This is a genomic window from Streptomyces sp. NPDC046925, assembly GCF_040644915.1.
In the GTDB taxonomy this organism is placed as follows: Bacteria; Actinomycetota; Actinomycetes; order Streptomycetales; family Streptomycetaceae; genus Streptomyces.
In genome coordinates this window covers 55,790-67,531 of sequence record NZ_JBEYWZ010000023.1, presented here as the reverse complement: position 1 = coordinate 67,531, position 11,742 = coordinate 55,790, and the positions used below count along the sequence as shown (strand labels likewise).

Sequence of the window (11,742 nt, the reverse complement as noted above, 5' to 3'; positions counted from 1 at the left end):
ACGAGATCCTGGTGTACGTGCTGCCGGTGCTGCTGGGCGACGGCGTCCGATTCGCACCGCCGGGCCTGGACCGGATCGACCCGTTCCCCCGGGGGAACGCACGGCCGCATCAGGCACCAGGAGCAGCCATGCACGGCCACGGCTACGCGCCGCAGCAACCGCCGCCGACCTCCGGCGGCACCCATGTGACGCTGCGCGTGCTGTTCGTGGTCCTCGCCGTCGTGACGTGCGGGCTCGCGGCCTGGGCGCCGATGCTGCGGCTCGCGCTCGTCACGCGCAAGCCCCACGACTGGTTCCTCTTCGCGCTCGTGTCCGCGCTCGACGTGGTGGCTCTGGTGCTCGTCGCCGTCGACCCGGGCGAGGAGGACTTCCAGGGGCCCGGCAACGCGGGGATGGTGATCCTCCTGACGACGATGCTGGCCGCGGTCATCTACTACCTCTTCGCGGACATCCGGTACTTCAACCGGTACCGACAGCCGCAGTACCCGAGCTACGCCCAGACGCAGCCCGCCTACGGCTATCCGCAGCAGCAGGGCCAGGCCCCCGTCCACCTCCAGCACACGCAGCTGCCGCACCAGACACCGGTCCAGCAGCCGCCGGTCCAGCAGACGCCGCCCCCGCCCACGCGTCCCGCACCGGCCCGCATCCACCAAGTACAGGCCGAGCTCGACGAGCTCAGCGACTACCTGCGCAAGCAGGAAGGCGGCAACTGAACGTGACACCGGGGACGTCACCGGGAACGGGCGGCCGTGGCGGCCGCGTGGTCGCCGGGCGCTACGAACTCTCCGCGCTCATCGGCCAGGGCGGCATGGGCCAGGTCTGGACGGCGTACGACCAGCGCCTCGACCGCCGCGTCGCGGTCAAGCTCCTGCGCCCCGACCGGGTCGCGGGCGCCGAGGCCGACGAGCTGCGCCGCCGCTTCGTGCGCGAGTGCCGCGTCACCGCACAGGTCGACCACCCCGGCCTCGTCACGGTCCACGACGCGGGCACGGAGGGCGAGGACCTCTACCTCGTCATGCAGTACGTGGACGGCGCGGACCTCGGCGACCACCTCGCCGAGCACGACCCCTACCCGTGGCAGTGGGCCGTCGCGATCGCCGCGCAACTGTGCGCCGTGCTCTCCGCGGTGCACGCTGTGCCGATCGTGCACCGCGACCTCAAGCCGCGGAACGTGATGGTCAAGCAGGACGGCACGGTCTCCATCCTCGACCTGGGTATCGCCTCGGTCATGGACACCGACACCACCCGCCTCACGCACACCGGATCGCCCATCGGCAGCCCGGCGTACATGGCACCCGAGCAGGCGATGGGCGGCGCCGTCGGCCCGTACACCGACCTCTACGCCCTCGGCGTCCTGCTGCACGAACTCCTCAGCGGCGACGTGCCGTTCTCCGGCTCCACCGCGCTGGGCGTCCTGCACCGCCACCTCTACGAACCGCCCGTGCCCGTCCGCCGCCTGCGCCCCGAGGTCCCCGAAGCCCTCGAAGCCCTGGTGCTCCGCCTCCTCGCCAAGGACCCCCAGCACCGGCACGGCAGCGCCCAGGAGGTCTACGAGGAACTGGCGCCGCTCCTGCCCGCGCGCGGCATCCCCACCGGCAGCCCGCTCGACCCGACCCGCCCCTTCCTGCGCCCGCACGCACCGTGGCCCGACCGCGCGACGACACCCGCGCCGGCCCCCGACATCCAGCCGGACCGGCCCGACCAGCTCCGGGGTTCCGGCGGCCCCGGCAGCCAGACGGACGTCGTCCGTGCCGTCGACGAGGTCAAGCGGCTGCTCGGCGAGGGCCGCATCACCCAGGCCGTGGACATCCTCGGCTCGATCCTGCCCGCGGCCGCCGCCAAGCACGGCGAGCACTCCCCGGTGGTCCGCTCCCTGCGCAAGCAGTACGCGGCGACCCTCATGGACGACGGCCAGTACCGCCGCGCCCTGCCCGAACTGCGCCGCCTCGCCGACGAGCGCGCCGCCGAGTCGGGCCAGGCCGACCCGCACTCGCTCCAGTTCCGCTACGAGGCCGCCCAGTGCCTCGAACAGCTCGGCGAACCGGCATCGGCCCTCGCGGAGTACCGGGCACTCCTCCCTTATTACGAGAACCGCTACGCATCCGACGACCGCGAACGCCCCCTCGACATCCGCCGCCGCATCGGCCACTTGCTGCTCGCCCTGGGCGACCGCGCCGCAGCGCACGACACGCTGGCGCGGCTGCTGATGGACGCCGAGCGGATGCACGGGGTCGGGCATCCGTTTCCGGCGGAGATCAGGCGTACGTTGCAGTGGCTGGGGCAAGTACGCGGTTAGCGAGGGCCGGGGGTGCCCCAACTCTCCGAGAATCGTTGGTCGAATAGGTGGCCGAGAGACCGGCCACTCCTTAACATCGATCACCGCAAGACTTTGTGCACCGCCGCACAATCTCTCGACCGGGAGGCTCACTTGCACCGCCGCCGTCGTACCGCGCTCGTTCTCTCCGCCGCAGCCGTCGCCGCGGCTCCGCTCCTCACCGCCTGCGGCAGCGAGGCCCATCCGGGCGCCGCGGCCGTCGTGGGCGGCGACCGGATCACGGTCTCGCAGCTGGAGAGCCGGGTGAACGAGGTGCGCGACGCGCAGCGCGCCGCGATCCCGGGCGAGCAGTACGAGCAGGCCATCGCCAAGACCGGCGGTCTCACCCGCAGCACGCTGCACACGATGGTCCTGGACAAGGTCCTGCACCGCGCGGCGGCCGACGAGGGCGTCAACGTCTCGCGCCGCGAGATCCAGACCCTGCGGTCGGGCCTCGAACAGCAGCAGGGCGGCAAGAAGGCCCTCGAACAGGGCTGGCTCCAGCAGTACAGCGTCGCCCCGTCCCGCCTCGACGACAGCCTCCGTACGGAGATCGAGGCCCAGAAGCTGGCGAAGAAACTGGGCGCGGACATGAACGCCCCCGAGGGCCAGGCGCTCTTCTGGAAGGCGCTCTCCAAGGCCTCCAAGAAGCTGGACGTGGACCTGAACCCGCGCTACGGCAAGTGGGACGTGAAGAAGAGCCAGCGCGCGGACGCGAAGACGCCGTGGGTGCGCGAGGTGTCCGGGGGCGGCGCGGCAAAGCCGCAGCAGGCGTAGCGGCCAGGCCGCAGCAGGCGTAACGATCAGGCGGAGGCGCTGTCGGCGGCGTGGGTTACGTTCGACGGGTGACGAACGAAACCACGCCCCCGGCCGGCTCTCCCGGCCGCGTCATCCTGTTCACGACCAGCCACCGGGTGGCCCCCGGTCTCCTCTCCTGGCCCGCGTGGCAGGCCCTGCACGGGGCGGACGAGGTCCTGTGCGGCGATGCCACGCACCCCCAGCTGCCGTACCTGCGCGAGGCGGGCGTGCATGTGGAGCAGGTATCTCCCACGGCACAGGACCTGGTGGACGCCTGCGCGGGCGGGCGCACGGTCCTGGTGATCGCCACCGCCGAGGGCGACAGCGCCCTGACGGACGGCCTGGCGAGGCTCGCCGGCTCGGGTCGCGTGTCCATGCCGGACCTGGAACTGCTCCCGGCGTCGTACGACCTGCCGGGCGCGCGGCTCCTCGATCTCGTCCAGGTCATGGACCAGATCCGGATCGAGTGCCCGTGGTCGTCCCAGCAGACGCACAAGGGCCTGACGAAGTACGCGATCGAGGAGGCGTACGAACTGGTCGAGGCGATCGAGGAGGGCGACCGGGAGGAACTGCGGGAGGAGCTCGGCGACGTCCTGCTCCAGGTGGTCTTCCACTCCCGCATCGCGGAGGACGACGAGGACGCCCCCTTCTCGGTGGACGACGTGGCGGGCACGATCGTCGAGAAGCTGATCCACCGCCACCCGCACATCTTCGGCGACGGCTCGGCGGACACCCCGGAGGACGTGAAGGCGAACTGGCTGCGCATGAAGGCGCAGGAGAAGCAGCGCACGTCCGTGACGGAGGGCATCCCGCTGGGCCAGCCGGGCCTGGCCCTCGCCGCGAAACTGGCCTCACGGGTACGGACAGCGGGCCTGGACGTCCCCGCCCCCTCCGGAGAGGGCATCGGCTACGACCTCCTGGCACTGGCCCTGCGAGCAGAGTCGGAGGGCACGGACCCGGAGGCAGCACTGCGGGCGGCGGCGCGGGCTTACCGGGACGCGGTGCTGGCGGCCGAGGGGGGTTCCAGCCCGTCCGGCGTTTGAGGACGAACTCGGCGAAGCCGGTGATGACGGCAACCAGGGCCCAGGGGCCAGTAGAAAGCCGGATAACGTCGTCACCATGCCAGACCAGCCCCCCGCCCCCGCCGGGGACACCCCCGCAGCCTGCCCCGCAGGGGCGCACCACCTCACGCCCGAGGCCGAGGGGCCAGTACCCGAACTCTTCTCGTGGGAGTTCGCCACCGACCCCTACCCCGCCTACGCCTGGCTCCGCGAGCACGCCCCCGTGCGCAAGACCCGGCTGCCCAGCGGTGTGGAGGCCTGGCTGGTCACCCGGTACGGCGATGCCAAGCAGGCGCTTGCCGACCCGCGGCTGAGCAAGAACCCGGCGCATCACGGCGAGCCCTCGCATGGGAAGAGCAAGACCGGCATCCCCGGCGAGCGCAGTGCGAACCTCATGACGCACCTGCTCAACATCGACCCGCCGGACCACACCCGGCTGCGACGCCTCGTCTCCAAGGCCTTCACTCCCCGCCGCGTCGCCGAGTTCGCGCCCCGCGTGCAGGAGCTGACCGACGACCTCATCGACCGGTTCGCGGAGAAGGGGGAGGCCGACCTCATCCACGACTTCGCCTTCCCGCTCCCCATCTACGCCATCTGCGACCTGCTCGGGGTGCCCCGCGAGGACCAGGACGACTTCCGCGACTGGGCGGGGATGATGATCCGTCACGGCGGAGGGCCGAGGGGCGGGGTCGCCCGGTCCGTGAAGAAGATGCGCGGCTACCTCGCCGAGCTGATCCACCGCAAGCGCCTCGAACCCGGCGACGACCTCATCTCCGGGCTCATCCGCGCCTCCGACCACGGCGAGCACCTCACGGAGAACGAGGCCGCCGCGATGGCCTTCATCCTGCTTTTCGCCGGCTTCGAGACCACCGTCAATCTCATCGGCAACGGCACCTTCGCCCTCCTCACCCACCCCGAGCAGCGCGAGCGGCTCCAGGCCTCCCTCGGGGACGGGGACACCGGCCTCCTGGAGACAGGCCTTGAGGAACTCCTCCGTTTCGACGGGCCCGTCGAACTGGCCACCTGGCGGTACGCCACCGAGCCGCTGACCGTCGGCGGGGAGGAGATCGCCACCGGAGACCCCGTCCTCGTCGTCCTTGCCGCCGCCGATCGCGACCCGGAACGATTCCGGTATCCGGACACGCTCGACCTCTCCCGCCGCGACAACCAGCACCTCGGCTACGGCCATGGCATTCATTACTGTCTCGGTGCTCCGCTCGCCAGGCTCGAAGGGCAGACCGCCCTCGCGACCCTGCTGCGGCGCCTTCCTGACCTGCGACTAGCGGCGGAACCTGGTGATTTGAGGTGGCGTGGCGGGCTCATCATGCGTGGACTCCGCACCCTGCCCGTGGAGTTCGCACCCGCACAGCGGAGCAAATATCAGACGCCCGGGACACCGTCCAGCTGACATGCCGTCAAGACTGTGACTTTCACGTGATCTCCGCTGCATCGACTTGTGACAAGCGTTCGACTGCCGCTACGTTCACCGACGACTCGGCCTCCCGTGCCGCAGTCGTCGCTCCAGTCACGCGAAAGGCAACCGCATGCTCTCCGGCAATGGTCGTCACCGACGCCCCCGCCAGGCCCCGGCCCTGATCGTCGCGGCAGGAGTCGCAGGATCGGCGATCGCCATCCCGCTGCTCGGCGCCACCAGCGCGAGCGCGGCGGACACCGCCACGTGGGACAAGCTCGCGGAGTGCGAGAGCGGCGGATCCTGGAGCGCGGACGCGGGCAACGGGTACTACGGCGGGCTCCAGCTCTCGCAGGAGGTCTGGGAGAACTACGGCGGCCTCGACTTCGCCCCGAGCGCCGATCAGGCCAGCCGCTCGCAGCAGATATCCGTCGCCGAGGCGGTTCTTGACGACCAGGGCCCCAAGGCCTGGCCGAGCTGCGCCCCGGTCGCCGGTCTCACGCAGGGCGGCGCCGCCGCCGAGGTCGACCCGGGCGCGCCGATCACGACGGTGCCTTCCGACGAGTCGACGGAGTCCTCGGATTCGTCGGAGTCGACCAAGCCCGGCGGGTCGAAGGGGTCGGACGAACCGAGCGCGTCGCCGAGCGAGTCGGCCGACCCCTCGGACAGCGCCGAGCCTTCGGACGAGTCCTCGAAGAAGTCGTCGGACAAGGCTTCCGGCGAGTCGGGCGAGTCGGGCGAGTCCGGCGCCGACGACGAGTCGCGAGACAAGAATCACGACGAGTCGGACAAGTCGGATGACTCGGCCAAGTCCGGCCGTGACGATGCCACTTCGTCCGACCCCACCCCCTCGGCCGGTGACGGCGAGGGCCGCCACCGCGGCGGCAGCGCGGACGACGAGGCGGCGGAGGACTCCTCCCGCGAAGGTTCGGGCCGGCATGCCTCCCGTGGCGACGAGCGCCGGCAGGACGGCTCCGACGGGACGTACACGGTCCGCTCCGGAGACAACCTCTGGACCATCGCCGACGACCTCGACGTGAAGGGCGGGTGGACCGAGCTGTACGCCGAGAACGAGCAGTCGGTCGGCTCCGACCCCGACCTCATCCTTCCCGGTCAGAGCCTCGATTTGGGCGAAAAGTAGGGGTAGTTGGCGAGTCGCTTTGCGTCTGATGTCCAGATTGGCGCAAGTGAGACATGGGTCTCAAAGGCCCTGATCGTCTTTGGAATTCGGCCGGGGGCATGCCTACGGTCGTGACCGCTCGCCACAGCGGGCCCCGCCGGTCGGTACGCCGAGTCCTGCCAACGGCCGTTCGGGAACAGTCGTCGCGTAAGCGCCGTAGGCAGGAGCGGGGGACCCAAGGTTTCCGCCGGGCCCGGCCGTTCGGCATCGCGAGAGCGATGCGGAGGGACGGTCAGGAACGGCTAGGGGTTAAGTCGCGCTCAAGGAAGCGCGGCCGGGCAACTTCATCGGCCCGAACCCGACAGCTCACCTCGCAGGCGTCGGTGAGGGGATCACTCATGCTGTTTTCCAGCAAGGGCAAGCACCGCCGCCCGTCCAAGGCCACCCGTGTCGCCACGCTCGCCGGCGTCACCGGTGTCGCGGTCGCAGCCCCGCTGATGGCGGCCGGCCAGGCCTCCGCCGCGACGAACTCCGAGTGGGACGCCGTCGCCCAGTGCGAGTCCGGCGGCAACTGGTCGATCAACACCGGTAACGGCTACACCGGCGGTCTGCAGTTCTCGTCGTCCACCTGGGCGGCGTACGGCGGCACGAAGTACGCGCCCAGCGCCGACAAGGCCTCCAAGGCCCAGCAGATAGAGATCGGCGAGAAGGTTCTCGCGGGTCAGGGCAAGGGTGCCTGGCCGAGCTGCGGCGTCGGCCTCTCGGGCGCCTCCAACGAGGGTGGCGGTGCGCAGGAGAGCGCCCCGCAGCAGACCCAGGAGCAGCCCAAGAGCCAGCCCACCCCGCAGACCGAGCAGCCGCAGCAGGCCGCTCCGAAGGCCGCCCCGAAGACCGAGTCCAAGAAGACCGTCGAGACCCCGACCGGCAAGAAGGTCAAGAAGGGTGACGGCGAGTACAAGGTCGAGAAGGGTGACACCCTCTCCAAGATCGCCGAGGCCGAGAAGGTCAAGGGCGGCTGGCACAAGGTGTACAAGCTCAACGGCGACATCATCGACAACGCCGACATGATCTACCCCGGCCAGCAGCTCCACCTGAGCTGATTCTGGCGGGGCGCCTCGCGGACCTTGATCGTCTGCGGGTGTCCCGTGGCTGGCCGCGCAGTTCCCCGCGCCCCTACGGGCGCCACCCCCGTCCCCGCAGACTCCCCGCCCCCGGTGCGCGTATCCCCCGTACGCACCGGGGGCGGGGTATGTTTGTTCCGTTCGTAAACAATTCGCTCTCGGTTTGTCCACAGGACGGGCGGTCGGCTGGCTGTTGTCCGGGAGCCGGTTAGGCTCGTGTCCGCGGGGCCGATGCCCCGCGTACTCGCGTCACATCCCAGAAGGAGATGCTCGTGCCGTCCATCGACGTCGTCGTAGCCCGGGAAATCCTGGACTCCCGAGGCAACCCCACGGTCGAGGTCGAGGTCGGCCTCGACGACGGCAGCACGGGTCGTGCCGCCGTTCCGTCCGGTGCGTCCACCGGTGCTTTCGAGGCCATCGAACTCCGTGACGGTGACCCCAACCGTTACCAGGGCAAGGGCGTCGAGAAGGCCGTCCTCGCCGTCATCGAGCAGATCGGCCCGGAGCTCGTCGGGTACGACGCCACCGAGCAGCGCCTGATCGACCAGGCGATGTTCGACCTCGACGCCACCGACAACAAGGGCTCGCTCGGCGCCAACGCCATCCTCGGCGTCTCGCTCGCCGTCGCGCACGCCGCGTCTGAGGCCTCCGACCTGCCGCTCTTCCGCTACCTCGGCGGCCCGAACGCGCACCTGCTGCCCGTTCCGATGATGAACATCCTGAACGGCGGGTCGCACGCCGACTCGAACGTCGACATCCAGGAGTTCATGATCGCGCCGATCGGCGCCGAGTCGTTCTCCGAGGCCCTGCGCTGGGGCACCGAGGTCTACCACACGCTGAAGAAGGTCCTGAAGGACAAGGGCCTGTCCACCGGTCTGGGCGACGAGGGCGGCTTCGCGCCGAACCTCGACTCCAACCGCGCCGCGCTCGACCTCATCCTCGAGGCCATCAAGCAGGCCGGTTACGTCCCCGGCGAGCAGATCGCGCTCGCGCTCGACGTCGCCGCGTCCGAGTTCTACAAGGACGGCACGTACTCCTTCGAGGGCAAGGACCGCTCGGCCGCCGAGATGACCGAGTACTACGAGGAGCTCGTCTCCTCGTACCCGCTCGTCTCCATCGAGGACCCGCTGTTCGAGGACGACTGGGCCGGCTGGAACGTCATCACCGAGAAGCTCGGCGACAAGGTCCAGCTCGTGGGCGACGACCTGTTCGTCACCAATCCCGAGCGCCTGGCCCGCGGCATCGAGGAGAAGTCCGCGAACGCCCTCCTGGTGAAGGTCAACCAGATCGGCTCGCTGACCGAGACCCTCGACGCCGTCGAGATGGCCCAGCGCAGCGGCTTCAAGTGCATGATGTCGCACCGCTCCGGCGAGACCGAGGACGTCACCATCGCCGACCTCGCCGTCGCCACCAACTGCGGCCAGATCAAGACCGGCGCCCCGGCCCGCTCCGAGCGCGTCGCCAAGTACAACCAGCTCCTGCGCATCGAGGAGATCCTCGACGACGCCGCGGTCTACGCCGGTCGTTCGGCGTTCCCCCGCTTCAAGGGCTGAGCTGTTACTGGGCTCCGGCACCGCTGAGTAGTTACGTACGTCCCCGTACTCGGTCCCGTACCGTGTGCGGGGACGTTCGTACGTATCGGGGAGGCGGCACACATGGCCGTGAAGGACCGCGACCGGTTCTCCACCGCGACCAGGCTGCGGCTGCTCGGCGAGCAGACCGCGGAGCGTGTCTACCGCTCCCAGACCAAACGGCAGGCGCGCCGCTCCCGGCTCACGGGACGCGCCGCGCTCCTGGCGCTCGTGCTCTGCTCGCTGGTCGTCGCGCTCGCCTATCCGATAAGGCAGTACGTCTCCCAGCGCCAGGAGATCGCCGAGCAGCGCAAGGAGCAGGCCGAGCGCCGCGAGAACGTCGAGAAGCTGCGGGACGAGAAGGCCCGCTGGCGGGACGACGCGTACGCGGAGCAGCGCATCCGGGACCGCCTGCACTACGTGATGCCGGGCGAGACCGGCTATACGGTGATCGATCCCGCGGCGGCGAACAAACAGCGCTCCGACCAGGGGGCGGCCGCCAGGCCCTGGTACTCCAACGTCTGGGACGGCGTCGACAAGGCGGACCGCCCGGACGAGGACTGACCTTCTCCCACCAGTACCTCTCGCAGAGAACCCACCTCTCCTAGAGAACCCACCTCTCCTAGAGAACCCACCTCTCCTAGAGAACCCACCTCTCGTAGAGAACCGATCGAAAGACAGGCATGGAAACGCCCCCGCCGACCACCCCGCGCACCGAGCCCACCGACGCCGACGTCGAGGCCTTCAAGCAGCAGCTCGGCCGTCCGCCGCGCGGCCTGCGGGCCATCGCCCACCGCTGCCCGTGCGGGCAGCCGGACGTCGTCGAGACGGCGCCGCGCCTGCCGGACGGGACGCCGTTCCCGACGACGTACTACCTGACGTGCCCGCGGGCCGCCTCCGCGATCGGCACGCTCGAGGCCAACGGCGTCATGAAGGAGATGTCGGAGCGGCTCAAGACGGACCCGGAGCTTGCCGCCGCGTACCGCAAGGCGCACGAGGACTACATCGCGCGCCGTGACGCCATCGAGGTCCTGGAGGGCTTCCCCAGCGCGGGCGGCATGCCGGACCGCGTGAAGTGCCTGCACGTCCTGGTCGGCCACTCCCTGGCCGCGGGCCCCGGCGTGAACCCCCTGGGCGACGAGGCGATCGCGATGCTCCCGGAGTGGTGGGCCAAGGGGCCGTGCGTCACGCCGTGCGCCGACGAGGAGCCCGCCAAGTGACCCGCGTGGCCGCCATCGACTGCGGCACGAACTCCATCCGCCTCCTGGTGGCGGACGCGGACCCGCGGACCGGTGAGCTGGTCGACCTGGACCGCAGGATGACCGTCGTCCGCCTGGGACAGGGGGTGGACAAGACGGGCCGCCTCGCCCCCGAGGCCCTGGAGCGGACCTTCGCCGCCTGCCGCGAGTACGCGCGGATCATCAAGGAGCACGGCGCCGAACGCCTCCGCTTCGTGGCGACCTCCGCGTCCCGCGACGCGGAGAACCGCGACGACTTCGTCCGCGGGGTCCTGGACATCCTCGGCGTCGAGCCGGAGGTCATCAGCGGCGACCAGGAGGCCGAGTTCTCCTTCACGGGCGCGACGAAGGAGCTGACGGGCAGCGACCACCTGGCCAAGCCCTACCTCGTCGTGGACATCGGCGGCGGCTCCACGGAGTTCGTCGTCGGCGACGACGGGGTCCGCGCCGCCCGCTCCGTAGACGTCGGCTGTGTGCGCCTGACGGAGCGGCACATCCGCACCGACCCGCCCGCGCCGGCCGAACTCGACGCCGTGCGGGCGGACATCACGGCCGCGCTCGACCTCGCCGAGCAGACCGTGCCGATCGGCGAGGCCCGCACCCTGGTCGGGCTCGCGGGCTCGGTGACCACGGTGGCCGCGATCGCCCTCGGCCTCGACGCGTACGACTCCGCGGCGATCCACCACTCCCGCGTCTCGTACGAGCAGGTCAGCGAGATCGTCGACCGGCTGAGCCGGGCCACGCACGACGAGCGGGCCGCGATCCCCGTCATGCATCCGGGCCGCGTGGACGTCATCGTGTCGGGCGCGCTCGTCCTCCTGTCGATCATGGACCGGACCGGGGCCAGGGAGGTCGTCGTCAGCGAGCACGACATCCTCGACGGCATCGCCTGGTCGATCGCCTGAGCGCGTGATGTAGCGTCTGAGCGGCTGCCGGAGGGGCTGAAAGGCCCCCCGGCGACTTCCTGTCGGGAAACTTCGTGAAGTTCTTCACAAGGAAATCGGCTCGGTTGGACGAGATTCGGGGGCTCCGAGCCCCTGAATGTGACCCCTGAGGGCCTCGCGACCCATGACAGTGAAGGTTCGGGAGTATGTCCGGAGCGTGAATC

At 70.4% G+C, this 11,742-nt stretch carries 11 protein-coding genes and 1 riboswitch; all 11 genes read left to right on the top strand.

Annotated features, from left to right (window positions below):
• On the top strand, nucleotides 1–713 hold a 713-nt coding region (locus ABZ906_RS45020; protein WP_361393038.1), incomplete at its 5' end, for a hypothetical protein.
• Between the two features lie 47 nt (nucleotides 714–760).
• Nucleotides 761–2,296, top strand: coding sequence for a serine/threonine-protein kinase (locus ABZ906_RS45015; protein ID WP_361199374.1), 1,536 nt, complete (start codon nucleotides 761–763; stop codon nucleotides 2,294–2,296).
• A gap of 132 nt (nucleotides 2,297–2,428) precedes the next feature.
• Nucleotides 2,429–3,091, top strand: coding sequence for a SurA N-terminal domain-containing protein (locus ABZ906_RS45010; RefSeq protein WP_361393036.1), 663 nt, complete (start codon nucleotides 2,429–2,431; stop codon nucleotides 3,089–3,091).
• 68 nt (nucleotides 3,092–3,159) lie between these two features.
• Nucleotides 3,160–4,155 (top strand): nucleoside triphosphate pyrophosphohydrolase, encoded by a 996-nt coding sequence (locus ABZ906_RS45005; protein ID WP_361393034.1) that lies wholly within the window; start codon nucleotides 3,160–3,162, stop codon nucleotides 4,153–4,155.
• A gap of 76 nt (nucleotides 4,156–4,231) precedes the next feature.
• Complete coding sequence (locus ABZ906_RS45000; protein WP_361393032.1) at nucleotides 4,232–5,581, top strand: cytochrome P450; 1,350 nt, start codon at nucleotides 4,232–4,234, stop codon at nucleotides 5,579–5,581.
• A gap of 136 nt (nucleotides 5,582–5,717) precedes the next feature.
• Nucleotides 5,718–6,725 (top strand): transglycosylase family protein, encoded by a 1,008-nt coding sequence (locus tag ABZ906_RS44995; RefSeq protein WP_361393030.1) that lies wholly within the window; start codon nucleotides 5,718–5,720, stop codon nucleotides 6,723–6,725.
• A 181-nt stretch (nucleotides 6,726–6,906) separates the two neighbouring features.
• Nucleotides 6,907–7,099: riboswitch (cyclic di-AMP (ydaO/yuaA leader) on the top strand.
• A gap of 3 nt (nucleotides 7,100–7,102) precedes the next feature.
• A complete protein-coding gene (locus tag ABZ906_RS44990; RefSeq protein WP_361393028.1) occupies nucleotides 7,103–7,804 on the top strand; it encodes a transglycosylase family protein in 702 nt (233 codons plus the stop codon).
• A gap of 293 nt (nucleotides 7,805–8,097) precedes the next feature.
• Nucleotides 8,098–9,378 (top strand): phosphopyruvate hydratase, encoded by a 1,281-nt coding sequence (gene eno, locus ABZ906_RS44985; RefSeq protein WP_361199134.1) that lies wholly within the window; start codon nucleotides 8,098–8,100, stop codon nucleotides 9,376–9,378.
• Nucleotides 9,379–9,480: 102 nt separating this feature from the next.
• Nucleotides 9,481–9,960, top strand: a complete 480-nt coding sequence (locus ABZ906_RS44980) for a septum formation initiator family protein (RefSeq protein WP_361199137.1) — start codon at nucleotides 9,481–9,483, stop codon at nucleotides 9,958–9,960.
• Between the two features lie 119 nt (nucleotides 9,961–10,079).
• Entirely contained in the window at nucleotides 10,080–10,616 is a 537-nt protein-coding gene (locus ABZ906_RS44975; protein WP_361393027.1) for a DUF501 domain-containing protein, read from the top strand.
• Nucleotides 10,613–11,539, top strand: a complete 927-nt coding sequence (locus tag ABZ906_RS44970; RefSeq protein ID WP_361393025.1) for a Ppx/GppA phosphatase family protein — start codon at nucleotides 10,613–10,615, stop codon at nucleotides 11,537–11,539. The genes ABZ906_RS44975 and ABZ906_RS44970 overlap by 4 nt, the downstream gene beginning before the upstream one ends.
• Nucleotides 11,540–11,742: the final 203 nt, after the last annotated feature.